The organism is Bradyrhizobium sp. LeoA1Lang, from assembly GCF_055413685.1.
On the sequence record NZ_JBVAPG010000002.1, the window covers coordinates 48,306 to 73,897 of the forward strand.

The following is a 25,592-nucleotide window of genomic DNA, read 5'->3' on the forward strand; positions in this document are numbered from 1 at the left end:
GAGCCAATTCCCAACGCCCATGCGGCATGCAAATCCGGAATGCTTCGCCGCTTGCGCTGGCCGCAGCGACACGCTTAACGTCGCCCTTCACGAACCCAGAGACCTTGATCAATGACCCGCATCGCCGTCGGCGGCTTCCTGCACGAGACCAATACCTTTGCGCCGACCAAGGCGACCTATGATGATTTCGTGCATGGCGGCGGCTGGCCATCGATGGCGCATGGCGCCGACGTGCTGAAGGTGATGCGCAAGATCAATGTCGGGCTTGCCGGCTTCGTGGAGGCGGCCGAAGCCAATGGCTGGGAATTGATTCCGACGATCTCGTGCGGCGCAAGCCCGTCGGCGCATGTGACCGAAGATGCGTTCGAGCGCATCGTCAAGGAGATGGTCGACGGCATCGCCAATGCAGGTCCGCTCGACGCCGTCTATCTCGACCTGCACGGCGCGATGGTGACCGAGCACCTGGACGACGGTGAAGGCGAGATCCTGGCGCGCGTGCGCAAGGTGATCGGCAACGACCTGCCGCTGGTCGCGAGCCTCGATCTGCACGCCAATGTCACGCCTGAAATGGTCGAGCATGCCGATGCGCTGATCGCCTACCGCACCTACCCTCACGTCGACATGGCCGACACCGGTCGCGCGTCCGCAAGACATCTCGCACTGCTGCTGAAGACCAGGCAGCGTTTCGCCAAGGCATTCCGGCAATTGCCGTTCCTGATCCCGATCAGTTGGCAATGCACCAACGACCAGCCGACCAGGGGCATCTACGAGAAGCTCGCCGCGATGGAGAGCGATACGGTACCGACCCTGTCCTTTGCGCCGGGCTTTCCCGCGGCCGATTTTGAACATTGCGGGCCGAGCGTGTTCGCTTATGGCACGACACAGGCCGACGCCGATGCCGCCACCGACAAGCTTGTCGCATTGATCGCCGGTCATGAGGACGATTTCGACGGCCGCATCTATTCGCCCGACGACGGCGTGCGCCATGCGATGGCGTTGGCGAAGGCCGCGACCAGGCCGATCATCATCGCCGACACCCAGGACAATCCCGGCGCCGGCGGCGACTCCGACACCACGGGCATGCTGCGGGCGCTGGTGCGCAACAATGCCACCCGCGCCGCAACCGGCGTGATCTACGATCCCCAGTCGGCAAAGGCCGCGCATGCCGCGGGCGTCGGCGCCACGGTAACGCTCGCGCTCGGCGGCAAGTCGGGCATTCCGGACGACGCGCCCTACAAGGAAACCTTTGTCGTCGAGCAGCTCTCGGATGGAAAGTTCGTGGCGCCCGGCCCCTATTACGGCGGCCGCGACATGGATATGGGACCATCGGCGTGCCTGCGCATCGGCGATGTCAGGGTGGTCGTCAGCTCGCACAAGGCGCAGCTCGCGGACCAGTCGATGTACCGCTATGTCGGCATCGAGCCGACCGAACAGGCGATCCTCGTCAACAAGAGCTCAGTGCATTTCCGCGCCGATTTCGAGCCGATCGCCGAGAAGCTCTTGATCTGCGCTGCCCCCGGCGCGATGCCGGCCGACACCGCGTCGCTGCCGTGGACCAAATTGCGGGCGGGGATCCGCATCAAGCCGAACGGCCCCGCCTTCGCGCCTGTCAACACATCACGTTCAACCGGATAAGGACCAAATGCCCACCATCGAACGCATCGAAGGCTTTGCCGACGAACTCACGGCGATCCGTCGGGATTTCCATGCCCATCCCGAGATCGGCTTCGAGGAGGTCCGCACCTCCGGCATCGTCGCCGAGAAGCTCGCGAGCTGGGGCATCGAGGTGCATCGCGGCCTCGGCGGCACCGGTGTGGTCGGCGTGCTCAAGGGCAAGGGCAATGGCGACAAGCGCATCGGCCTGCGTGCCGACATGGACGCGCTGCCGATGGAGGAAAACACCAACCTGAAATGGCGCTCGACCATTCCCGGCCGCTTCCATGGCTGCGGCCATGACGGCCACACCACCATGCTGCTCGGCAGCGCACGCTATCTGGCCGAAACCCGCAATTTCGACGGCACCGTGCATTTCATTTTCCAGCCGGCCGAGGAAGGCCTTGGCGGCGCCCGCGCCATGATCAAGGACGGGCTGTTCGAAAAGTTTCCCTGCGACGAGATCTACGGCCTGCACAATGCGCCCGATCTGGACCACGGCGAGATCGCGGTCCTGCCGGGGCCGGCAATGGCCGGCGCCGATTTCTTCGACATCACCATCCAGGGCTACGGCGCGCATGGCGCGATGCCGGAGCGCTCCAAGGATGCCGTGGTGATCGCGATGACACTCGGCCAGGCGCTGCAGACCATCGTCAGCCGCAACGTCGATCCACTGCAGGCGGCGGTATTGTCGATCACGCAGATCCACTCGGGCTCGGCCTACAACGTCATTCCCGGCGACGCGAAGCTGTGCGGCACAGTGCGCGCCTTCTCCGACGAGGTGCGCGCACTGATCCGCGAACGCATGCGCACGATCTGCGCCGGCATTGCCGCGACATTCCAGGCCGAGATCACCGTCGACATCCGCGACGGTTTCAGCGTGCTCGTCAACCAGGAAGAACAGTCGCGGGTGGTCGAGCAGGTCGCGCGCACCGTGGTCGATCCATCGAAGGTCATCACCCGCTCGCAGCCGAAGATGGGCAGCGAGGACTTTGCCGACATGATGATGGCGGTGCCCGGCGCCTATTTCTGGGTCGGCCATGACGGCTCGGTGCCGGTGCACAATCCCGGCTATGTCCTCGACGACAAGATTCTGCCTGTTGGCGCCAGCATGTTCGCACGCATCATCGAGACTCGTTTGCCGGTAGGTGCCCATGCATAAACCAGCCCCCGAAGACGCCGTCACCTCGCTGCACGATCTTTCCGCGACCGACCTGATCGCGGGCTACCGCGCCAAGCAGTTCTCACCGCTCGAGGTGCTGGACGAGGTGATCGCGCATGTCGCGCAGTGGGAACCGCACATCAAGGCGCTCTACCTGTACGACCCGGAGGGCGCGCGCGCAGTGGCCAAGGCCTCGACCGACCGCTGGCAGGCCGGGGAGCCGATGGGCACGCTCGACGGCGTGCCTGTCACGATCAAGGACAATGTCGCCACCAAAGGCCAGCCGGTGCCGCTGGGCGCGGCCAGCGTCAAGCACGTGCCGGCCGAGAAAGACGCTCCGCCCGCCGCGCGCTTGCGCGAGGCGGGCGCGGTGATCTTCGCCAAGACCACGATGCCGGATTACGGCATGCTGTCCTCGGGACTCTCCTCGTTCCATCCCCTCACCCGCAATCCCTGGGACCTCAGCAAGAATCCAGGCGGCTCGAGCGCGGGCGCAGGTGCGGCCACTGCAGCCGGCTACGGCCCACTGCATCTCGGCACCGACATCGGCGGCTCGGTGCGGCTGCCGGCGTGCTGGTGCGGCCTGGTTGCGCTGAAGCCGAGCCTCGGGCGCATCCCGATCGATCCGCCCTATCTCGGCCGCGTCGCTGGGCCCATGACCCGCATCGTCGATGACGCCGTGCTGATGATGAGCGTGTTGTCGCGCCCCGACCGCCGCGACGGCATGAGCCTGCCGGCGCATGAGATCAACTGGAAGACGCTGGAGAAGTCGCCGCGCAAGATGCGCCTCGGCCTGATGCTCGATCTCGACGTCGGCCAGGCGCTCGAGAAGGAAGTGCGCGACGTCGTGGTGAAGGCGGCGAAAACCTTCGAATCCGCCGGCGCCGTCGTCACCGAGGTCGACGGCTTCTTCACGCGGCAAATGCTCGAGGGTCTCGACAATTTCTGGCGCGCGCGGATGTGGGACGATCTGTCGAAACTGTCCGCGGAAGAGCGCGCAAAGGTGCTGCCCTATATCTACAAATGGGGCGAGGCCGGCGCGAAACTGTCGGGCGTGGACGTGATCCGCGGCTTCAACCAGACCATGGCGATCCGCGCTGCCGCAGCCAAACTGTTCTGCGATTTCGACTACATCATCTCGCCGGTCTCGCCGGTGGTGAACTTCGCGGCCGAACTTGCCGCACCGCTCAACGATCCCGACAAGCCGTTCGAGCACATCTGCTATACCGTGCCGTGGAATATGTCGGAGAACCCGGCGCTGTCGATCAACGGCGGCTACGACAAGAATGGCTTTCCGATCGGCGTGCAGATCATCGGCCGCCGCTTCGACGACATCGGCGTGCTCGGCATGGGCAAGGCCTTCGAGGCCCTGCGCGGCCCGCAACGGCCCTGGCCGCAGCCGCCGGCGAAATAAATTACCTCCACTCGTCATTCCGGGATGACCCGAAGGGTCAGGCCCGGAATCCATCTATCCACGCTCACAGCGCGGATGAATGGATTCTCTGATGTGCAATTGCACATCATAGCTCGCGCTTGCGCGCGCCCCGGAATGACGTGCTAGAGATGATCACGAAGGAAACAAGAGGAAGGAAACAACCATGGCGTATGAGACGATCAAATACGAGGTCGCCGAGCAAATCCTCACGATCACGCTGAACCGCCCGGACAAGCTCAACGCCTTCAATGCGACGATGCAGCAGGAACTGATCGACGCCTTCGATGCCGCCGACAAGGACGACGACATCCGCGCCATCATCGTCACCGGCGAGGGCCGCGCCTTCTGCGCCGGCGCCGACCTTTCCTCGGGCGCCAACACCTTCGATCGCGACGCGCGGCGCGGGCCGGTGAAGCGGCTGGCGAGCGGCGCGGTCGACTATAGCGATCCCAATGTGCGCGACGGCGGCGGCCAGGTGACGCTGCGCATCTTCAAGAGCCTCAAGCCGGTGATCGCCGCGGTGAACGGGCCTGCGGTCGGGATCGGCGTCACGATGCAGCTCGCGATGGATATCCGCATCGCGAGCGAGGCCGCGCGCTTCGGCTTCGTGTTCTCCCAGCGCGGCATCGTGCCCGAGGCGGCCTCGAGCTGGTTCCTGCCGCGCATCGTCGGCATCTCACAAGCGCTGGAGTGGTGCTACACCGGCCGCGTCTTCCCGGCGCAGGAGGCGCTTGCGGGCCGTCTCGTCAGCAAGGTGGTGCCGCCGGAAGAGCTGTTGCCGACCGCCCGCGCGCTGGCAAAGGAGATCGCCGCCAAGACCGCACCGGTCTCGGTGGCACTGATCCGCCAGATGATGTGGCGCATGCTTGGCGCCGACGATCCGATGGAAGCGCACAAGGTCGACAGCCGCGGCATCTACGCCCGCGGCCGTTCGGACGACGTCAAGGAAGGCGTGGTCTCGTTCCTGGAGAAACGCCCCGCGCAGTTCAAGAACAAGGTCTCGTCCGACATGCCCGACTATTTCCCCTGGTGGCAAGAGCGCGAATATAAGTGAGCACGCCTGCGACGACGCCGGCACAGGACGGCGTCGTCCTCCTGCACGGCATCAGCCGGACAGCCCGTTCGTTCCGCAAGATGGAAAGCGCGATCGCGCGTTCCGGATATGCGACGCTCAATCTCGATTACGCCAGCCGCCGCAAGGCGCTCGAGGCATTGGCCGCAGACATTCATCCCGATATCAAAACTTTCGCTAGCCGTCTCAGTGGCCAGATGCACGTCGTCTGCCACTCCATGGGCGGGCTGCTGACGCGCGTCTATCTCGCCAAACATCGGCCGCCAAATCTCGGTCGCGTGGTGATGCTGGGCACGCCCAATGGCGGCAGCGAGATTGCGGACCGCTTGAAGAACGTCGTGCTCTACCGCGCATTCTTCGGCCCCGCCGGACAGCAGCTCGGCACGCTGCGCGATGCCGCGACCATGGCGCTGTTGCCGCCGATCGAGTATCCGGTCGGCATCATCGCCGGGAAGCGCTCGATCTACCCGGTCGCCTCGGCCTTCCTGCCGCGTCCGCATGACGGACGTGTGTCGGTCGCGAACACGAAGCTCGACGGCATGACCGATCATATTGTCGTACGCACGTCGCATCCGTGGCTGGTGCGCAGTGACGAGGCGATCGCGCAGACGATCACGTTCCTGCGGGAAGGAAAGTTCACAGCGAATTCCTAAAGTGGGCAGCGATAACGTGCCACCTCGCTTTTTGATCCATGCCGATCGCGCATGGAGGCGAGCAGCACTTCCACTGCACTGCAAATCCGCAACGCGATATCGTCTGTGCGAACCCCGTCACTGAATCGGTGCCGATGCGACTTTGCCTGCGGATGCTTATCCTGGCACCCCTCGTCCTGGCCGGCTGTGCCGAACGGGAAGCCGAATGGGCGCGACGCGGCAGGGAAAGCCTGATCGGACTTAGTCAATCAAATATCCGGATGTGCGCGGGGCTGCCGACTGGAACCGCCAAGGACGGCACCGGCCAAATCTGGATGTATGAGCACGCCGCCAGCGCGCCCGGCGGAATCGCGCCGCCGGCCCTCACGATCCCGCCCGGGCTGAACATCGGCGGACAACCTCTGACCGGATATTGCCGCGTGCAACTCCGCTTCGTCGGCGGCAAGGTCGCGGAGGTGCAATATGCGGGGAATACCGACATCGGCGAGGCGCGAGACGCCGTCTGCGGCCAGATCGTGCGGGCGTGTCTCGGCTACGCGCAGGCGGGCAAGTGAGGCCAGTACCCGTCATCACCCGCGAAGGCGGGTGATCCAGTATTCCAGAGGCGGTTGAGATTCACCGAGAGATCGCGGCGTACTGGATGCCCCGCCTTCGCGGGGCATGACAGAGAAGAATCACCCCATCATCAACGCCACGCGGCCGATCGCCTTGCGTTCCAGCAACAGGCGCATCGCTTTCGCTACATCCTCCAATGGCAGACGGTGCGAGATGTTCGGGCGCACCTTGCCGGCTTCCGCCCATTCGGTCAGCACCTTGATCCGCACCTCGCCCAGCGCCGGATTCCTGCGCACGGCTTCGCCGGCGCGGATGCCGAGCACGCTGGCGCCCTTGATCATCAACAGATTGGTGCGGGCAAGTCCGATGCCGCCGGTGAAGCCGATGACGAGCAGCCGCGCGCCCCAGTTGATGCAGCGCATCGAGTTCTCGAACACCTCGCCGCCGACCGGATCGAACACGACGTCGGCGCCGTTGCCATCCGTGATGCGTTTCACGGCGTCACGAAACGGCTCACGCGCGTAAAGCACGAGATGGTCGGCTCCCCTCGCCTTGGCGATCGCAAGCTTCTCCTCGCTGGACGCGGCCGCGATCACGACGGCGCCAAGCAGCTTGCCGATCTCGACCGCGGCGAGGCCGACGCCGCCGCCGGCGCCATGCACCAGCAGCACCTCGCCGTGCCTGAGCTGGCCGCGGTCGATCAGTGCGTGATAGGCTGTGCCATGCGCGGCGAGGAAGGTCGCTCCTTCAGCATAGTCGAACGTCGACGGCATCCGCGTGAGTTGTGACGGCGCAGCTACCGCCTCGTCGCTGAAGGCGCCATGGCGCATCTTCACGATGACCTTGTCGCCAACCCTGACGTGACCTGCGTCATTCACCTCGACCACGTCGCCGGCGGCCTCCATGCCCGGCGTGAACGGCAATGGCGGCTTGAGCTGATACTCGCCCGCCGCCATCAGCACGTCGGGAAAGTTGATGCCCGCGGCGCGGATCGCGATGCGCACCTCGCCCGGCTTCAATCGCGCCGGCGGAAATGTTTCCAGCCGCAGGCGCTCGGGCGGACCGAGCTCGCGGCAGACGACGGCTTTCGGCATCAGGCTGCCTGCTCCTTCTTGCGCTCCAACGCCTCGCGGATCAGCGGCAAGCGGTCATTGCCGAAATACATGTCGGTCTTGTCGATGAAGATGGTCGGCGAGCCAAAGCCGCCGCGCGCCATCACTTCGTCAGTGTTGGCCTTGAGCTGGTCCTTGATCGCCTGCTCACTGACGCCGGCGAAGAATTTTGCCGGATCGATGCCGACCTTGTTGCAGATCTCGGTCAGCACCGCATCCTGCGAAATGTCCTTGTCGTCGCCCCAATAGGCCTCGAACACCGCGCGCGCGAATGGCAGCATCTTGTCGTTGCCGAGCCAGATGCAGCCGCGCATCGCCTTGACGCTGTTCACGGGAAATACAGTCGGCGGCATCTTGATCGCAAGGCCAGCCGAGCGTGCCCAGTCGGAGAGGTCCTTCTTCATGTAGCGCGCCTTCAGCGGCACCGGCGTTTCGCGCGAGGCATAGACGCTCGGGTTGACGGTGTTGAAGATGCCGCCGACCAGGATCGGCCGCCAGGAGATCTCCGCGCCGAACTCCTTTGCCAGCGGCTGGATGTTGTGGAAGGCGAGATAGGTCCAGGGGCTGGAGCAGTCGAAGAAGAATTCGATCATGGTGGCGTTTCCTGTTGTCATATCGCTTGTGTCCATTTTCGTCATTCCGGGATGCGCCGCAAGGCGCAGGCCCGGAATCCATTGATCCGCATACACCAACGGCGAAATGGATTCCGGGCTCGCGACTTCGTCGCGCCCCGGAACGACGGGTAGTTACTGCTTCCCCAACATCTCCTTGGCGCGCTGGCCGAACATGTTCTTGCGCGCGTCCTCGTCGAACGGTTCCTTGACGAACTTGCCGATCGCGAGCCCCGCCTGCACCTGCGGCCGGGCGCGCACCAGGGCGTACCAGCGCTTGATGTTCGGGTAGTCGTCGAGCGTAAAACCCTGCGCCTTGTGGGTCATGGTCCAGGGAAAGCAGGCGATGTCGGCGATCGAATAGTCGCCGGCGATGTAGGCGCCGGTCTTGCCGAGCTGACGGTCGAGCACGCCATAGAGCCGCGCCGCCTCGTCGCGGTAGCGCTCGATCGCATAGGGGATCTTTTCGGCGGCGTAGAGCGCGAAATGGCCGTGCTGGCCGAGCATCGGCCCGAGCCCGCCCATCTGCCACATCACCCACTGGATGACCCCCGAGCGGCCGCGCATATCCGTGGGCAGGAAGCGGCCGGTCTTCTCCGCCAGGTAGATCAGGATCGCGCCGGTCTCGAACACCGAGAACGGCTCGCCGCCGTCGGCGGGCGCATGGTCGACGATCGCCGGAATCCGGTTGTTCGGGCTGATCGCCAGAAATTCCGGGCGAAACTGCTCGCCGGCGCGGATATTGACGGGGATGACCTGATAGGGAAGCCCGAGTTCCTCCAGCATGATCGAGATCTTCCAGCCGTTCGGCGTCGGCGCGTAGTGGAGGTCGATCATGGTTTCCCCAAAGGTCCCGTCATAAAGACGTTTGTTGTTCTGTACCTCGATCATAAGACATGGCAGACAGGCGCTCAATCCGAACCGAGGGAGGCCAGACATGCTGTTTCCGACCACGATCGCAGGCTCCTTGCCGAAACCGGAATGGCTGGCCGAACCCAACACGCTGTGGGCGCCGTGGAAGTCGCAAGGCGACGAGCTTGTGCGCGCCAAGCGCGACGCCACCCTGCTGGCGCTCAAGCTGCAGGAAGATGCCGGAATCGATCTCGTCACCGAGGGCGAGCAGGCGCGCCAGCATTTCGTCCACGGCTTCCTGGAAAAGGTCGAGGGCATCGATTTCGCCCACAAGGTCGAGATGGGCATCCGCAAGGACCGCTATAAGGCCATGGTGCCGCAGGTGGTCGCGCCGCTGCAGCTCAAGGGCCGTGTCCATGCCGATGAAGCCCGCGTCGCCCGCACCCACACGACGCGCAAGCTCAAATTCACCCTGCCCGGCCCGATGACCATCATCGACACCATCGCCGACAAATATTACGGCGACCGGGTCAAGATGGCCTTCGCCTTTGCCGAGCTCCTGAATGAGGAGGCGAAGGCGCTGCAAGCCGATGGCGTCGACATGATCCAGTTCGACGAGCCCGCCTTCAATGTCTACATGGACGAGGTCCGCGACTGGGGCATCAAGGCGCTGGAGCGCGCCGCCGAGGGACTGACCTGCGAGACCGCCGTGCACATCTGCTACGGCTACGGCATCAAGGCCAATACCGACTGGAAGGAGACGCTGGGCAGCGAGTGGCGGCAATATGAGGAGACCTTTCCTGTGATCGACAAGAGCGCGATCCAGCAGGTCGCGATCGAATGCCGCAACTCGAAGGTGCCGATCGAACTGCTCGCGCTGCTGCCGGGCAAGATCGTCCAGGCCGGCGTGATCGATGTCGCAAGCGACGTGGTCGAGACCGCGGAAGACGTGGTCGCGGTGATCGAGGCGGTCGCGAAATTCGTGCCGAAGAGCAACATCGTCGCCACGACCAATTGCGGCATGGCGCCGATGCGGCGCGACATCGCGGAAGCCAAGCTGATGGCGCTCGGCGCAGGCGCCAAGCTGGCGCGGCAGCGGCTCGGCTGACGCCGGTCGCATTGAGCTCCGTAGCCCGGGTGAAGCGCAGCGTAACCCGGGACCGCTCGTAGATGCGGACGCGGCTGTCCCGGGTTACGCGTTCCGCTCCACCCGGGCTACGGGTTGTGTCGCGCTCGGATGCAGCACGGGCTGATAGCCGGCGGCGAAGGCACGAACCGTCGATGGCGGCGTCAGCAGCAGCGCAGCATCCGTGTCGATGTTGCCGCGCGCGTAGCCCGCAAACGACCAGCGCAGCGGCGCGCCGCTCACGACCAGATAGCTCTCCTCACCGGCCTGCACCATTGCGCCGTCGGGGAGTTTCGCGAGCGGCGTCGGCAGCGGATGCAGCCGCTTCCGGCCGCGGTCGAGGCGCTCACGGTGCAGCACGGCGTCGATCTCGAACGCGTGGATGTTTTTCGCGCCATTGCCCTGCTCCCACGCGGCGCGAAACCGGTTGGCATCATCGCGGCGGCAGAAGAAGCATGGGCGATGGCCGGCCGCAAACGCAGTCGCTTCATCGAGAAAGAACAATTCGGTCCAGCTTCGCCCGCCCATCACCTTGCGGCGCCGGCCGCGGAATTCGCACACGCATGTCAGCCACGCCGGGCTTGACCAGCGCTTTTTCAGGAGTGTCCTGGTGGCGGGATCATGGATGATGCCGCGGTTGCCGGTGAACAACCCGCGGTGCGGCGTGGTGACGATCTCGCCCGTTGGGGTGACGCGGTTCTGCAGGGGCATTGGAGCGCTCACGATACCGCAATCATTTCTGGTGGCGAATGGCGAGTAGCGAATGGCGAATAGTCCCCCTATTCGCCATTCCCCATTCGCTATTCGCCTTCCATCACGCCGCGCCGTCGCGGATCGGAGGTTGGAACGAGAGCGCGGTGTCCCAGGGGAAGAAGATCCAGGTGTCCTGCGACACCTCGGTGATGAAGGTGTCCACCAGCGGCCGGCCCTTCGGCTTGGCGTAGACGGTGGCGAAATGGGCGTCGGGCAGCATCTCGCGCACCATCTTGCCGGTCTTGCCGGTGTCGACGAGATCGTCGACGATCAGGAGCCCCTTGCCGGTGTTATTGCCCAGCCTGGCGGTTACGTCTGAAATGCCCTTCAGGACCTGAAGGTCACCCTGCTTGGTGTGGTCATAGCTCGCGATGCAGACGGTGTCGATCACGCGCACGCCGAGCTCGCGCGCCACGATCGCCGCCGGCACCAGGCCGCCGCGGGTGATCGCGATCACGGCCTGGAATGGCCCGACCTCGTTGAGCCGCCAGGTCAGCGCCCGGCAGTCCCGATGGAACTGGTCCCAGGAGACCGGAAAGGCCTTGCCTGCCCGCTCCTGCGCGTTGAGGGTCGTGTCCGCCGCCATCTTTCTCTCCAAAAGTCCTTCTGCCGTCCTTCGGCGCCGCTCTAACGCGTCGCCTGCAGGTTCGCCAGCATCTCCTTCACTGCCCCCATTGCCGCTGCGAGCTTGTCCGGATCGCGGGAGCGGACGACCAGATTGGTGTTCGGCCGCTGCTCTTCGTCCATGAACGGATAGCTGCCGATGATGGTGTCGGGATGGGCGATGGCGATCTCCCTTAAGGGCCCGCCGATGTCGCCTTCCCGCGCATTGGCGCGGACCGAATCGGACAGCATCCGCACGCCCGATTTCAGCCTCGGCGCGACGATATCCATCATCGCCTGCATGATGGTCGGTATGCCCGCCATCACGACGACATTGCCGAGCTTGAAGCCGGGCGCGAGGATGGTCGCGCTCTGGATCAGTTCGGCGCCATCAGGGATGCGTGCCATGCGCAGCCGCGCCTCGTTCAGGTCCTGGTCGCTCCAGCGCTCGCGGAAGCGCGCCACCACCTCCGGATGGTGATCGATCCCGACGCCGAACGCCCTTGCGACGCTGTCGGCGGTGATGTCGTCATGGGTCGGGCCGATGCCACCGGTGGTGAAGACATAGCTATAGCGATGGCGCAGCGCATTCAGGGCTGCGACAATATCGTCCTCGTCGTCGGCGACGACGCGCACTTCCTTCAGGTCGATGCCGATATTGGTCAGGTATTCGGCGATGAAGCCGATATTCTTGTCCTTAGTCCGGCCGGACAGGATCTCGTCGCCGATCACCAGAAGGCCAGCCGTGACGATCTCGCTCATGGTCTCTTTCCTCACCCTTTTCCGCCCCCGGGCCCCGCCGACGCAGCACCTTGAAGTCGCGGGTCTTTGCTGCCGAAATAAGCAGGTGGCAGCCGGTTTTTCGAGCAGCCCCTTGAGACACCCATACCAAATGTCGCCAGCCAATGCATATCCCGCTGGCCCGCCCCTTGCTACCATCCCGTCAAGTCATGCACTGTGGCGTATGGCTTCGGAGGACGTTCGGGATTTATGGCAGTTGCATTCGATGAGATGAACGGCCAGGGCGGCGCCGAAATCCGCCAGGCCTACCAGGAGCTCTCCCGCTGGTTGTCGGAGACGCCGCCGGATGCGCTGGAATATCGCCGCCAGGAGGCGGAGCTCCTGTTCCGCCGGATCGGCATCACCTTTGCGGTCTATGGCGATGCCGAAGCCCAGGAGCGGCTGATCCCCTTCGACGTGATCCCCCGCATCCTGTCGGCCAAGGAATGGACGCTCCTGGAAAAGGGGCTGAAGCAGCGCGTGCTCGCCCTCAACATGTTCCTGCGCGACATCTATCACGGCCGCGACATCCTGCGCGCCAATATCATCCCGGAAGACATGATCTTCCAGAATCCGGTGTTCCGCCCGGAGATGAACGGCCAGGACGTGCCGCACGATGTGTATGTGCATATCGCCGGCATCGACATCATCCGGACCGATCCGGAAAACTTCATCGTATTGGAGGACAACGCGCGCACGCCCTCGGGCGTGTCCTACATGCTGGAAAACCGCGAGATCATGATGCGGCTGTTTCCGGACCTGTTCGCCCGTCACCGTGTCGCGCCGGTGGAGCGCTATCCGGACGAGCTGTTGGCGGCGCTGCGCTCGGTCGCGCCGCGTGGTGCCGCGGCCGAGCCGACGGTGGCGCTGATGACGCCCGGCATCTACAACTCAGCCTATTACGAACATTCTTTCCTCGCCGACAAGCTCGGCATCGAACTCGTCGAAGGGCGCGACCTCATCGTCAAGAACGATGAAGTCTTCATGCGCACGACCGAGGGGCTGAAACGCGTCGACGTGATCTACCGCCGCGTCGATGACGATTTCCTCGACCCCCTCACCTTCCGCCCGGACTCCGCGCTCGGCGTGCCCGGGCTGATGTCGGCCTATGCCGCCGGCAATATCACGCTCGCCAATGCGGTCGGGACCGGGATCGCCGACGACAAGGCGATCTATTCCTACATGCCCGACATCGTGAAATTCTATCTCTCCGAAGAGCCGATCCTGAAGAACGTGCAGACCTGGCGCTGCCGCGAGCCGCAGGATCTTGCCTATGTGCTCGACCATCTCGACGACCTCGTCGTGAAGGAAGTGCACGGCTCCGGCGGCTACGGCATGCTGATCGGGCCGGCCGCGACGAAAGCAACCATCGAGGCGTTCCGCGACAAGCTCAAGCGCGAGCCCGAAGGCTTCATCGCCCAGCCGACATTGGCGCTGTCGACCTGCCCGACCTGCACCGAAAAAGGGCTGGCGCCGCGCCATGTCGATCTGCGCCCGTTCGTGCTGACCGGCAGCGAGCGCGTCACCATCGTGCCGGGCGGGCTGACGCGGGTGGCGCTGAAGGAAGGCTCGCTCGTGGTCAATTCCAGCCAGGGCGGCGGCACCAAGGACACCTGGATATTGGACGAGTAGAGGGTTTAGCTTTCGCATGCTGTCGCGCACCGCCGAAAACCTGTACTGGCTCGCCCGCTATGTCGAGCGCGCGGAATATCTCGCGCGCACCATCGACGCCACCTTGCGCGTCACGGCGCTGCCGGCCGCCTATATCGGCAAGACCAACGAATGGGATTCGGCGCTGATGACCGCCGGCGTCGGCCAGAGTTTTTACAACCACTACCAGGAAGCCAACGAGGCGAACGTCGTCGAATATCTGTCGTTCGCATCAGACAATCCTTCCTCGATCAAGAACTGCATCGAGGCGGCCCGGCTCAATGCGCGCTCGGTGCGGACAGCGCTGACCAGCGAGATGTGGGACACCATCAATGCCGCCTGGATCGAGCTGCAGGCGGTCTGGTCCAAGGGCACCGGAAGTCGAGAGGATCTGGCAAAGTTCCTGCGCTTCGTGCAGGAGACTTCACTGCGTTTCGACGGCTCGGCCTATCGGACCATGCTGCGCAATGATGCCTATTGGTTCTCGCGGCTGGGCGTGCATCTGGAGCGCGCCGACAACACCGCGCGCATTCTCGACGTGAAATATCACGTGCTGCTGCCCGAGGAAGAGCATATCGGCGGCCCGCTCGACTATTACCAGTGGACCTCGATCCTGCGCTCGGTGTCGGCGCTGACGGCCTATCACTGGGTCTACCGCGAGACGCTCAAGCCCTGGCTGATCGCCGACCTGTTGATCCTCAACGACACGCTGCCGCGGTCGCTGGCGAGCTGCTACGGCAATCTGGTGCGCAACCTCGACCAGATCGGCGTCGCCTATGGCCGCCAGGGTGCCGCCCAGCGCCACGCCCGCGGCATCCGCAACAGGCTCGAGCACAGCCATATGGACGACGTCTTCCAGCACGGCGTGCATGAATTCATCCAGGAGTTCATTGCAGACAATTCACGCCTGGGTGAGATCATAACGAGGCAATATCTGATTTAATGGGCTAAGATGCCCGCAGCCACACGCCCGCCCGTCCTGGCCGGGCTTGTCCCGGCCATCCACGTCTTGCTATGCCGGCCAAGTGATGAGGACGTGGATGCCCGGGACAAGCCCGGGCATGACGATCCCAACCTGATGTTGGTACGCCATGCGCCTGCGAATTGCCCACACCACGACCTATCGCTACGAGCCCCAGGCTTCCGGCGTGATCCAGATCCTCCGGATGACGCCGACGAGCCATGACGGTCAGTACGTCGCGGACTGGCAGATCGACGTCTCGACCGACAGCAGGCTCGACACGCATGAGGATGCGTTCGGCAATGTCACGCATGTGCTGACCCACGGCCCGCTCGCCGACCTCACCATCCATTGCGAGGGGCAGATCGAGACCCACGACACCGGCGGCGTGCTGCGCGGCACCGACGAGCGCTTTCCGCCAAGCCTGTTCCTGCGCTCGACCGCGCTGACCGAGGTCAATCCGGCGATGGCCGCCCTCACCCGCGAGTTGCGCTCGGAGGCCGATGGCGACGTGCTCGGGTTCCTGCATGCGCTGATGGTGCAAATCTACGAGGGCTTGGCGTTCGACGAGGACCCGACCAACAGCGGCACCACGGCGGCGGAAGCGTTCGCGCTGAAGCGCGGCGTGTGCCAGGACTACGCGCATATCTTCATCACCTGCGCGCGCTCCGGCGGCGTGCCGGCCCGCTTCGTCTCCGGCCACTTCTTCCGTTCCGACGGCACGGTCAACCAGGCCGCCGGCCATGCCTGGGCGGAAGCCTATGTGCCTGGTCTCGGCTGGATTGGCTTCGATGCCGCCAACGGCATCTGCACCACCGATGCCCACGCCCGCGTCGCCGTCGGTCTCGACTATCTCGGCGCCGCCCCGGTGCGCGGCACCCGTTATGGCGGCGGCACCGAGACGCTCACCGTCGCAGTCAAGGTCGAGCAGGCCGGCCGTCCCGGCCAATGGCAATCGCAATCGCAGTCGCAGTGAGAGACGCAGGCAGGCCCTCATCGATTCGCGCATCGTTGAACTACTCTCGCGCGACCAAGATTTCCCGCGATAGCTACCAACTATTCCCAACCAGATAGTTGAAATGAGCATAGCGATACCTGCAAGGCAGCAAAGTGTTGCGGTCAATTTGCAACAGCTTGCGGCATTTCAGCGCGATTGTATCTCGTCTGATGTTCTCGCGTGCGAGTACGTGTGTGCCAGATTCAAAAGCATCGCCGATCAGTTAGCCGATATATTCGAAGCCTTCTAAGAATCGTCCCGCATCCGGTTTCGAAAGATTCAAAAACGCGACAACTCGACGCGGACAGTGTCGACACCTAAGACGCGTGCGGGTGCGAACGTCGCGTGAGGTCAAGGATCAACTCCGCCAGCGCAGCGATCGCCGGATGGGGCACTGACATGCATTGGACTGCACACGACCTCGCACGTCGTGTTATTTTGTTTTCGCAATTTAACGTATTCAATGGTTCTGCAAGCATGCTGGCGCTCGGCGCCCTGCTGCTCTCGGGTTCGCCCGTGGACGCGCAGACCGCCGGCCAATCCGGAGCGTCTCCATTGCCGCCCGTGACGGTCGATGCGCCGACGCGCCCGCAGCGCGCGGCACCGCAACGCAGGGCGGCCGCTTCGCGGAGTGGAGAGAGCCAGCGCCGCGACCGGCAAGCCGCCAATCCTTCGGCGCAATCGCAGTCAAGGCCTGCGACGGTCTCAACCGCGGAGCGCGTCAACGCAGGTACCAACGGCTTCGTCGCCAGCCGCGCCTCGGGCGCCACCAAGACCGACGCGCCGATCATGTCGACGCCGGGCTCGGTCGCCGTCATCACCCGCAGCGAGATGGATGTCCGCCAGGCGCAGAGCATCCGAGATCTCCTGCGCTACGCGCCCGGCATCTATTTCAGCAACGATACCGACTTCCGCTTCCAGCAAGCTAACGCACGCGGATTCGCCGTCGAGCAATATCTGGACGGCCTGCGCCTGCAGGGCGGGCCGTTCGGCGCGCCGCGCATCGATCCCTATCTGCTCGAGCGCGCCGAACTCATCACCGGCCCGGCGTCGATCCTTTACGGCGCGGCTTCGCCCGGCGGCATCCTCAACCTCGTCAGCAAGCGCCCGACCGAAAATCCCTTCGGCGAGGTCCAGCTGCAAACCGGCACGTTCGACCGCATCCAGGGCGCGTTCGACGTCGGCGGCCCCGTGGACAAGGAAAAGACACTGCTCTACCGCGTCACCGGCATCGGACTTAGCGCCAACACCCAGGTCGACAATATCGGCGAGGAGAAATACGCGATCGCGCCGGCCTGGACTTGGCGGCCGGATATCGACACCACCATCACCTTCCTCACGAGCTATCGGCAAGACCCGAAGGGCGGCGCCTTTGCGCTGCTGCCGATCCAGGGCACGCTGGTGCCGGGCACCTATGGGCAAATTCCCCGGAACTTCTTCGCCGGCGACTTCAACTACGAGAGCCTGAAATACAAGCAGGCGACCATCGGCTACGAATTCGAGCACCGCTTCGACGACATCTTCATGGTGCGCCAGAACGTGCGCTATCTGCACAACGAGCTCAATTACATCGAGGTGCAGCCCAGCGCCTTCACAACAACGGGCGCCGGCCCCACCCTCCGCCTGGCCGACGGCCGCACCATCAGGCGAAACTATTTCTCCACCAACGAAAACCTCAACACCTTCGCGGCAGACAACCAACTGCAGGCCAAGTTCAACATGGGCTCGCTGCAGCACACTGTGCTCGCGGGCTTCGACTATCAGCGTTTCGACTTCAATAATCTGGCACGCTTCGCCCCCACCAACACGCTCGACATCGTTGCGCCAAACTACACCCAGAACATCGCGGTCCCGACATCGGCGTTCCAGAACCTGGACCAGCACCTCGAGCAGCGCGGGGTCTATGTGCAGGACGAGGCGAAGCTCGGCAAGCTGACCGTGCTCGGCGGCATCCGCTACGACTGGGCCGAAGGTAATACGCTCAATCTCGGCACCCGCGTCCTCAACAATGACGAGAAGTCGAGCGGCCGCATCGGCGCGATCTACAATTTTGACGTCGGGGTTGCTCCTTACGTCAGCTATTCGACGTCGTTCCAGCCGACCAGCGTGGGTGTGCTGTCCAACGGCCAGCCCTATAAGCCGACCACGGGCGAGCAGGTCGAGGTCGGCGTCAAGTACCAGCCGGTGGGCTACAACCTGATATTCACCGCCGCGGTCTACGATCTGAAGCAGCAGAACGTGGTGAGCGCTATTGCCGGCCCCGGCATCCCGCCCAACTCCACCGCCCAGGTCGGCGAGGTCACCTCGCGAGGCTTCGAGGGATCGGTGGTCGGAAGCCCCCTGCCCGGCTTGAGCCTGCGCGGGCAATACTCCTACCTCGACAACCGGATCACCGCGCCACTGGACGTCGACTACGGCAAGGTGCTCGCCAATACGCCGATGCACACGGCCTCGCTGTGGGCCAACTACGTGGTGCAGAATGGTCCGGCGGTCGGCTTCGGCTTCGGCGGCGGTGTCCGCTACATGAGCGACATGTACACGACCAACGCCAACAATCTCACCGTGCCGACCATCGTCGCAAACAGCCCCGTGCTGGCCAACATCATTCCCGCCAGCACGACCTTTGACGCGGCGCTATCCTATGATTTCGGGATGCGGTTCAATGAGCTGAAGGGGTTGAGCGCGGCGCTGAACGTCAACAACGTGTTCGACCGTAGCTACGTCTCGCTCTGCACGGCGGGCGGTTGCCGCTGGGCGGTCGGCCGCACGGTGTTGGCAACAATGACCTACCGATGGTGATGGGATGACCGCGCAGTCCGTGAAATGGTGGTCGCTGGTCCATAAATGGACCAGCCTTGTCTGCACGCTGTTCATGCTGATGCTGTGCATCACGGGTCTGCCGCTGATCTTTCACGATGAGATCGACGACCTTTTTAAGCCGGAGATCGCCGCGCGCGAACTTCCACCCGATACCCCGGAAGCCTCGCTGAGCAGGCTGATTGACGCGGCAAAGGCGCGCCATCCGGAACGCTACGTCCAAATCCTGAACTGGGACGACGACCACGCCAATGTCGTCAACGTCTTCCTGTCGCAGACGCCGGTGCCACCGCCGGGACAGCGCTTCTTGAAGCTGTCCTTCGATTCGCGGACCGCCGAGATCCTCGGGGAAGACGCGCAGCAAGGCGGGCTGATGCGGACCATCCGCATCTTCCACCGCGACATGCTGATGGGACTGCCGGGCGAGTTGTTCCTCGGCGTCATGGGCCTGTTGTTCGTGGTCGCCGTCGTCTCCGGCGTCATGCTCTACGCGCCCTTCATGCGCCGGCTCGATTTCGGCGAGGTGCGACGCGCCCGCGCGCGGCGGACCAAATGGCTCGACCTGCACAATCTGATCGGCGCGGTGACGCTGGTGTGGGCGTTCGCCGTCGGCTTCACCGGCGTCATCAATACGATATCACTGCCGCTGTTCAACGCCTGGCGTGCGCAGGTGATGCCGGAATTGATCGCGCCGTATCTCGGCAAGCCGCCGCTCTTGAAATTCGCTTCCATCGATGACGTCGTTGCCACCGCGCGCCAGGCGCTCGGCGACAACACGCCCGTCAGCCTCGTGCTGCCGACCGAAGCGCCGTTCGGCACGCCGCGCCACTTCATCGTCTGGACCAAGGGATCGACGCCGATCACCTCGCGCTTGTTCACGCCGGTGCTGGTCGATGCAGAGACCGCGCAACTCGTCACCGCGAAGGGATTGCCGTGGTACTTGCGGACACTGCAGGTGTCGCGCCCGCTGCATTTCGGCGATTACGGCGGCCTGCCGCTCAAGATCATCTGGGCGCTGCTCGATCTCGCCACCATTGTCGTGCTCGCGAGCGGCATCTATCTCTGGCTCGGCAAGCGCAGGCCGGCTGGTGCGGCAAGGCAAGCTCCATCCTCGCCGGCCGCCGCGGCGGCATCGCTGGCGGGTTCGTGAATCGTCTCCGGCGGAGCGTCGACCGCGCTGATCGAGATCGCCGCACGCCCCACTCGCGGAAACGTTAGCGCCGCGTTACAGCCGTAATCCAGAGCGACCTCGCTGAAACCATGCGGTAGCGCCGCGTCTCCATTCTCTCGTGCGACACCTTTACCGCAAGAGAGGTCGAGACAAATGCTCCATCAAGACCAATTTCGTGACCTTCGTACCCTGACGGCGCCGGACAGCAACAAGACCGTGCTCGCCGGTATCCGGAAATTGGCTCCCGAGATTGCGGCTCGCGCCGCCGAGATCGAAGCCGCACGCTGCGTCCCGCCCGACCTGATCGATCGACTGAAATCGATCGGCATCTTTCGGTTGTTCGTGCCGAGGGGCTATGGCGGAATGGAACTTGCCCTGCCGGAAGGGTTGGAGGTCATCCGGGCTCTGGCCCGGCTTGACGGTTCGATCGGCTGGACCGCGATGGTGGCTAGCGGGGGCAGTCTTTTCGCGACCTGGGGAGCACGTGAAACCTACGAGCGCATCTATCGGAACGGACCGGACGTACCCATCTGCGGATCCGCGCAGCCCGCCGGAACCGCCGAGCCTGCGGCGGGCGGCTTCCGGGTGAGCGGCCGATGGCCATTCGCGAGCGGCTGCAAGCACGCAGAGTGGATGGCTGGGTTCTGCATCATGACCGACGAAAACGGCAAACCGCTCGCCGGTCCGCACGGGCAGCCGGTGGTTCGCGGCTTTGCGTTGCCGGCGCAGAACTGGGAAATCGAGGATACCTGGCATGCGGCCGGTCTGAAGGGAACCGGCAGCCATCACATTGTGCTGCGCGATGTACTGGTTCCCGAGGCCAACTTCTTCGATGTCGAACGCGGCATGCCTTGCGTGCCGGGTCCGCTCTATCCGGCGGTGCGGCAATTGGTGCCGATATTTCACGGTGCGGTCGCCGTCGGCATAGCTGAAGGCGCCGTCGACGAATTGGTGGCGCTGGCCCATACGGGACGGCAGCAGTTCCGGGCAATCACGCCGATGCGCGACTCCGAGAGATTCCAGTTCGAGCTTGGCCGCATTTCTGCTGACATCAGGGCAGCGCAGGCCTTTTGCGAGGCGCAGACCGCAAGCCTTTGGCACCACGCCTTGGCGGGAACGCTGAACGACGAAGGCCTTGTTGTCGAGAGCACGCAGGCCGCGACCTGGATCGCCGCCACCTGCGTTCGGATAGTCGACGCGTGTTTCGCGCTTGCCGGAAGCAGCGCGGTCTATGAGACTTCGCCGCTGCAGCGGCGCCTGCGCGACGCGCACGTCGCCGCGCAGCACGCCGCTGTGCAACAACGGCAGTATGTTGCTGGCGGCAAACTGCTCCTTGCAGGCTCGGCGCAGGATGCCGGACAGGCATGATGATGATAGGCTACGCTAAACCATATTTGCCGTCACCATCTGGCTGAAGGGCCCCGGGAGCGCGCATCGATCATGAATCTGAATCGACGTCACTTCGTCATCGCCGCTCTCGCCAGTCTGGCGTCGCTCGACCGCGCCGCCGCAGTCGAGCGATGGCAGACCCTGCCGGCGACACCGGCACCAGTTGCCGGGCGCAGCGCGCAAGCGCAGGTGAACGGTATCAGCCTGTATTACGCCGAACTCGGCGAAGGAAGCCCGGTGGTCTTTCTCCATGGCGGGCTTTCCAATTCCGATTACTTCGGCCTGCAGGTGCCGGAGGTCGCGCGCAGGCATCGCGTCATTCTGGTCGACAGCCGCGGCCATGGCCGCAGCACGCGCAACGCGCAGCCGTTCGGATACGACCTGATGACGGATGATGTCGTCGCGCTGCTCGATCACCTGCAGATCCCGCGTGCGGCGATCGTCGGCTGGAGCGACGGCGCCATCATCGGATTGGATATGGCGATGCGCCATCCCGATCGGGTCAGTCGCGTGTTTGCGTTCGGCGCCAACACCCAGACGTCAGGCTTGAAGCCGGACGTCGACAAGGACCCGACCTTCGCGCAGTTCATCGCGCGCGCAAAGACCGAGTATGAGCGCCTCTCGCCGACGCCTGGGGAATTCGACCAGTTCCTGCACCAGATCGAGAAGATGTGGGAGACCCAGCCGAACTGGACCGACGAGCAGTTGCGCGCGATCCGCACCCCCGTGCTGATCGCGGACGGCCAGTATGACGAGGGCATCAAGCGCGAGCATACCGAATACATGGCCGCGACCATTCCCGGCGCCGGCCTGCTCATCCTTCCCAATGTCAGCCACTTCGCGTTCCTGCAGGATCCTGCGCTGTTCAACGCGGCGCTGCTGGATTTTCTGGAAGGCTAGCGCGACGTCCTCACCTCCCCTGGGGAGGTCGGATCGCATCGCCAGATGCGATCCGGGTGAGGGCTCTCTCCCCACGGAAAGTCCCATCGTGGAGACACCCTCACCCCCGGCCCTCCCGGAGCGAGCTTTGCTCGTCTCTCCCGCAAGCGGGAGAGGGAGAGCAGCTTCCATCGCGGAGGCAATGCCGTTCCCTGGGGAATTGGGGTTGGATCACATCCCGAAATTGGCTACTAGTTTGGCGCCGAGACGTTCGGACTTTCGGGGACGGAAATGACCTATTGCTGCGGAATCCTGGTGCGCGATGGCCTCGTCATGATCGCCGACACCCGCACCAATGCCGGTCTCGACAACGTCTCGACCTTCCGCAAATTGCACATCTTCTCCCAGCCCGGCGAACGGATCATGGCGATCGCCAGCGCCGGCAATCTCGCCATCAGCCAGTCGGTGCTGTCGACGCTGACGGAAGGCATGGAAGACCCTGAAACCGGAGAGGTCGAGACGCTCCTGAACGCGCCGACCATGTTCCAGGCCGCGCAGCGCATCGGCCGTGCCATCCGCGCAGTGCACGCGACCGAAGGCGAGGCGCTGAGGTCGGAAGACGTCTCTTTCGATGTCTCGTTCTTGTTCGGCGGCCAGATCAAGGGCTCGCGGATGCGGTTGTTCATGATCTACACTGCCGGTAACTTCATCGAATGCACCACCGACACGCCCTACCTGCAGATCGGCGAACACAAATACGGCAAGCCGGTGCTCGACCGCGCCATGCACTACGATGTCGAGCTCTATGAGGCGCTGAAGACCGGATTGATCTCGATGGATTCGACGATGCGCTCCAACCTCGGCGTCGGACTGCCGATCGACGTGCTGGTGGTGCGCAACGACGCCTGCGAGGCCGACCTCAATCACCGGATCGAGGCGGGCGAACCCTATTTCCACGATCTCCGCTCGCGCTGGTCGGCGGCGCTCCGCGCGGCGCATCGGAATATCCCGAGACCGCCGTACAAGACCGAAACTGAATCCAAGAAACAATAAGGAAGGAAACGATGGCCGAAGCAGGAAAGAGAATAGCTGTGGTTACCGGAGCCGGCACCGGCGTCGGACGCGCGGCATCGCTGGCGCTGATCAATGCCGGCTTCACCGTGGTGCTGGCCGGCCGTCGGCTGGACATGCTGCAGGAGACGCAGAAGCTCGGCGGCGATGCCAGCAAGAGCCTGTGCGTGCCGGCGGACATGACCGATCCCGCCTCGATCGCGGCCCTGTTCGCCAAGGTGACGGACACCTATGGCCGGCTCGACCTGCTCTTCAACAATGCAGGCATGGGCGCGCCGCCGGTGAACTTCGAGGATTTGCCGCTGGCGCAGTGGCAGGCGGTGCTGAACACCAACCTCACCGGCCCGTTCCTGTGCACCCAGCACGCCTTCCGCATCATGAAGGACCAGACCCCGCGCGGCGGGCGCATCATCAACAACGGCTCGATCTCCGCGCACGCGCCGCGGCCGTTCTCCGCCGCCTACACCGCGACCAAACACGCGATCACCGGCCTGACCAAGGCGTCCAATCTCGATGGCCGCATGTACGACATCGCGGTCGGCCAGGTCGACATCGGCAATGCCGCGACCCCAATGACCGACCGCATGGTCGACGGCGTGCTGCAGCCCGACGGCCGCAAGATGCCGGAGCCGCGGATGGACGCGAAGGCGGTCGGCGATGCGGTGGCCTACATGGCCAACCTGCCGCTCGACGCCAACGTGCTGTTCATGACGGTAATGGCAAGCAAGATGCCGTTTGTGGGGCGGGGCTAAGCGCCCCCGCTCTCACCGTCATTGCGAGCGAAGCGAAGCAATCCACCTCTCCACTCGCGGAGACAGTGGATTGCTTCGTCGCTTTGCTCCTCGCAATGACGGTGGCGGAAGCGGCGTCCACAGAAACAACATCCAGAACAAAGGAAGTTCACCGCTCCCGAACGGAGCGGCATTGCACTTGCAGATCGTGCTGCCATAATCGTTCGGGAGATCTGTGAATGTTACAACTGCAATCGGCGTTCGGGGTGGTGGCGCTGCTCCTGATCGCCTGGGCGTTCAGCGAGAAGCACCGCGCGGTGTCGGTCCGGCAGGCGATCGTCGGACTAATCGTGACGCTGGTCACCGCGCTGGTGCTGATCAAGGTGCCGCTGGTGGCATCGGCTTTCGGCGCGATCAACGAGGCCGTCGGCGTGATCGCCGCTGCCTCGCGCGCCGGCACCTCCTTCGTGTTCGGCTATATCGGCGGCGCGCCGGTGCCGTTCGACCTCAAGGCACCGGGCGCGGACTTCATCCTCGCCTTCCAGGCGCTGCCGATCGTGCTGGTCATGAGCGTGCTGACCACGCTCCTGTTCTACTGGCGCGTGCTGCCGCCGATCGTGCGCGGCATGGCCTGGCTGCTGGAGCGCACCCTCGGCGTCGGTGGCGCGGTCGGGCTCTCCACCGCCGCCAACATCTTCCTCGGCATGGTGGAAGCACCGCTGTTCATCCGGCCCTATCTTGCACAGCTCACCCGCGCCGAATTGTTCCTGGTGATGACGGGCGGCATGGCCGGAATCGCCGGCACCGTGCTGGTGCTCTACGCCACCCTGCTGGCGCCGCTGATCCCGGATGCCGCGGCGCATTTCGTCATCGCCTCCGTGTTAGGGGCGCCGGCAGCGATCCTGGTCAGCCTGATCATAGTGCCGGAGACGTCCGATCAGCGCACCGGCGGAGCGCTCGAACCCGGAACCTCCAGCGATCCCGAGATGCACGCGTCCTCGACGATGGATGCCATCGTCAAGGGCACCGCGGCCGGGCTTGAACTGTTGCTCAACATCGTCGCGATGCTGCTGGTGCTGGTGGCGCTGGTCTATCTCGTCAACGCGATGCTCGGGATCCTGCCGGAGATCGGCGGCGCGAAAATTTCGCTGCAGCGCCTGCTTGGCTACGTCATGGCGCCGGTGTGCTGGCTGATGGGCCTGCCGTGGTCGCAGGCCATCACCGCGGGAAGCCTGATGGGCACCAAGACCGTGCTGAACGAATTGATCGCCTATGTCGATCTGTCGAAGCTTCCCACCGGCGCGCTGGATCCGCGCTCGCGCCTGATCATGCTCTATGCGATGTGCGGCTTCGCCAATTTCGCCAGCCTCGGCATCATGATCGGCGGCCTCAACACCATGGCGCCGACGCGGCGCGAGGAGATCAATTCGCTCGGGCTGAAGTCGATCGTCTCGGGCACGCTGACGACCTGCCTGATGGGCGCGATCGTGGGGATGTTGACCTGACCTGTCATTCCGGGGCGTCCGAAGGACGAACCCGGAATCCATTTCACCACTTGC

At 64.3% G+C, this 25,592-nt stretch carries 23 protein-coding genes; 17 read left to right on the forward strand and 6 right to left on the reverse strand.

Going from position 1 to position 25,592, the window contains the following annotated elements; genetic code table 11:
- The first annotated feature begins 111 nt into the window (after nt 1–111).
- From ACZYOF_RS01025 to ACZYOF_RS01050, 6 genes are all read left to right on the forward strand, one after another.
- Nucleotides 112–1,635 carry a M81 family metallopeptidase gene (locus ACZYOF_RS01025; protein WP_463714481.1) on the forward strand — a complete coding sequence of 508 codons (1,524 nt, stop codon included), beginning with the start codon at nt 112–114 and terminating at the stop codon, nt 1,633–1,635.
- Nucleotides 1,636–1,642: 7 nt separating this feature from the next.
- Nucleotides 1,643–2,815: a M20 aminoacylase family protein gene (locus ACZYOF_RS01030; protein WP_463714482.1), complete on the forward strand. Its 1,173-nt coding sequence runs from the start codon at nt 1,643–1,645 to the stop codon at nt 2,813–2,815.
- Nucleotides 2,808–4,229, forward strand: coding sequence for an amidase (locus ACZYOF_RS01035; RefSeq protein WP_463714483.1), 1,422 nt, complete (start codon nt 2,808–2,810; stop codon nt 4,227–4,229). The genes ACZYOF_RS01030 and ACZYOF_RS01035 overlap by 8 nt, the downstream gene beginning before the upstream one ends.
- A gap of 184 nt (nt 4,230–4,413) precedes the next feature.
- Nucleotides 4,414–5,304, forward strand: a complete 891-nt coding sequence (locus tag ACZYOF_RS01040; protein WP_463714484.1) for a crotonase/enoyl-CoA hydratase family protein — start codon at nt 4,414–4,416, stop codon at nt 5,302–5,304.
- On the forward strand, nt 5,301–5,975 hold the full coding sequence (locus ACZYOF_RS01045; RefSeq protein ID WP_130580768.1) for an esterase/lipase family protein: 675 nt from the start codon (nt 5,301–5,303) through the stop codon (nt 5,973–5,975). The genes ACZYOF_RS01040 and ACZYOF_RS01045 overlap by 4 nt, the downstream gene beginning before the upstream one ends.
- A gap of 38 nt (nt 5,976–6,013) precedes the next feature.
- Complete coding sequence (locus ACZYOF_RS01050) at nt 6,014–6,529, forward strand: hypothetical protein (protein WP_282527218.1); 516 nt, start codon at nt 6,014–6,016, stop codon at nt 6,527–6,529.
- Between the two features lie 120 nt (nt 6,530–6,649).
- Here ACZYOF_RS01050 and ACZYOF_RS01055 read toward each other — a convergent pair whose 3' ends face one another.
- The 3 genes from ACZYOF_RS01055 to ACZYOF_RS01065 all read right to left on the reverse strand — a co-directional run bounded on the left by ACZYOF_RS01055 (nt 6,650) and on the right by ACZYOF_RS01065 (nt 9,090).
- Nucleotides 6,650–7,624 (reverse strand): NADPH:quinone oxidoreductase family protein, encoded by a 975-nt coding sequence (locus ACZYOF_RS01055; RefSeq protein WP_463714485.1) that lies wholly within the window; start codon nt 7,622–7,624, stop codon nt 6,650–6,652.
- Nucleotides 7,624–8,235, reverse strand: coding sequence for a DsbA family protein (locus ACZYOF_RS01060; protein WP_463714486.1), 612 nt, complete (start codon nt 8,233–8,235; stop codon nt 7,624–7,626). Before ACZYOF_RS01060 ends, ACZYOF_RS01055 begins: the two co-directional genes overlap by 1 nt.
- 153 nt (nt 8,236–8,388) lie before the next feature.
- Nucleotides 8,389–9,090: a glutathione S-transferase N-terminal domain-containing protein gene (locus ACZYOF_RS01065; protein WP_463714487.1), complete on the reverse strand. Its 702-nt coding sequence runs from the start codon at nt 9,088–9,090 to the stop codon at nt 8,389–8,391.
- Nucleotides 9,091–9,190: 100 nt separating this feature from the next.
- On the opposite strand from ACZYOF_RS01065, the gene ACZYOF_RS01070 reads away from it, so the two are divergent.
- Nucleotides 9,191–10,213, forward strand: a complete 1,023-nt coding sequence (locus tag ACZYOF_RS01070; protein ID WP_463714488.1) for a methionine synthase — start codon at nt 9,191–9,193, stop codon at nt 10,211–10,213.
- Nucleotides 10,214–10,297: 84 nt separating this feature from the next.
- On the opposite strand, the gene ACZYOF_RS01075 is transcribed toward ACZYOF_RS01070, so the two are convergent.
- The 3 genes from ACZYOF_RS01075 to ACZYOF_RS01085 form a co-directional block, all read right to left on the reverse strand.
- The gene (locus ACZYOF_RS01075; protein ID WP_463714489.1) at nt 10,298–10,942 is read right to left on the reverse strand and encodes a hypothetical protein; all 645 of its coding nucleotides are present in this window, start codon (nt 10,940–10,942) and stop codon (nt 10,298–10,300) included.
- 103 nt (nt 10,943–11,045) lie between these two features.
- Complete coding sequence (gpt, locus tag ACZYOF_RS01080) at nt 11,046–11,570, reverse strand: xanthine phosphoribosyltransferase (protein WP_463714490.1); 525 nt, start codon at nt 11,568–11,570, stop codon at nt 11,046–11,048.
- Between the two features lie 41 nt (nt 11,571–11,611).
- Entirely contained in the window at nt 11,612–12,349 is a 738-nt protein-coding gene (locus ACZYOF_RS01085; protein WP_463714491.1) for a competence/damage-inducible protein A, read from the reverse strand.
- 228 nt (nt 12,350–12,577) lie between these two features.
- Here ACZYOF_RS01085 and ACZYOF_RS01090 point away from each other — a divergent pair, with 228 nt between their 5' ends.
- The 10 genes from ACZYOF_RS01090 to ACZYOF_RS01135 all read left to right on the forward strand — a co-directional run bounded on the left by ACZYOF_RS01090 (nt 12,578) and on the right by ACZYOF_RS01135 (nt 25,538).
- Entirely contained in the window at nt 12,578–13,999 is a 1,422-nt protein-coding gene (locus tag ACZYOF_RS01090) for a circularly permuted type 2 ATP-grasp protein (RefSeq protein WP_130581807.1), read from the forward strand.
- A 16-nt stretch (nt 14,000–14,015) separates the two neighbouring features.
- Nucleotides 14,016–14,960, forward strand: coding sequence for an alpha-E domain-containing protein (locus ACZYOF_RS01095; protein WP_463714492.1), 945 nt, complete (start codon nt 14,016–14,018; stop codon nt 14,958–14,960).
- Nucleotides 14,961–15,108: 148 nt separating this feature from the next.
- Complete coding sequence (locus tag ACZYOF_RS01100; RefSeq protein ID WP_130581804.1) at nt 15,109–15,954, forward strand: transglutaminase family protein; 846 nt, start codon at nt 15,109–15,111, stop codon at nt 15,952–15,954.
- Nucleotides 15,955–16,452: 498 nt separating this feature from the next.
- On the forward strand, nt 16,453–18,774 hold the full coding sequence (locus tag ACZYOF_RS01105; protein WP_463714493.1) for a TonB-dependent siderophore receptor: 2,322 nt from the start codon (nt 16,453–16,455) through the stop codon (nt 18,772–18,774).
- 4 nt (nt 18,775–18,778) lie between these two features.
- Nucleotides 18,779–19,942, forward strand: a complete 1,164-nt coding sequence (locus tag ACZYOF_RS01110; RefSeq protein WP_282527229.1) for a PepSY-associated TM helix domain-containing protein — start codon at nt 18,779–18,781, stop codon at nt 19,940–19,942.
- Between the two features lie 174 nt (nt 19,943–20,116).
- Nucleotides 20,117–21,331, forward strand: a complete 1,215-nt coding sequence (locus tag ACZYOF_RS01115; protein ID WP_463714494.1) for an acyl-CoA dehydrogenase family protein — start codon at nt 20,117–20,119, stop codon at nt 21,329–21,331.
- Nucleotides 21,332–21,403: 72 nt separating this feature from the next.
- Entirely contained in the window at nt 21,404–22,252 is an 849-nt protein-coding gene (locus ACZYOF_RS01120; RefSeq protein ID WP_282527231.1) for an alpha/beta fold hydrolase, read from the forward strand.
- Nucleotides 22,253–22,522: 270 nt separating this feature from the next.
- Nucleotides 22,523–23,284: a proteasome-type protease gene (locus ACZYOF_RS01125; protein ID WP_130581799.1), complete on the forward strand. Its 762-nt coding sequence runs from the start codon at nt 22,523–22,525 to the stop codon at nt 23,282–23,284.
- An 11-nt stretch (nt 23,285–23,295) separates the two neighbouring features.
- On the forward strand, nt 23,296–24,054 hold the full coding sequence (locus tag ACZYOF_RS01130; RefSeq protein ID WP_463714495.1) for an SDR family oxidoreductase: 759 nt from the start codon (nt 23,296–23,298) through the stop codon (nt 24,052–24,054).
- Nucleotides 24,055–24,272: 218 nt separating this feature from the next.
- On the forward strand, nt 24,273–25,538 hold the full coding sequence (locus ACZYOF_RS01135) for a NupC/NupG family nucleoside CNT transporter (protein ID WP_463714496.1): 1,266 nt from the start codon (nt 24,273–24,275) through the stop codon (nt 25,536–25,538).
- Nucleotides 25,539–25,592: the final 54 nt, after the last annotated feature.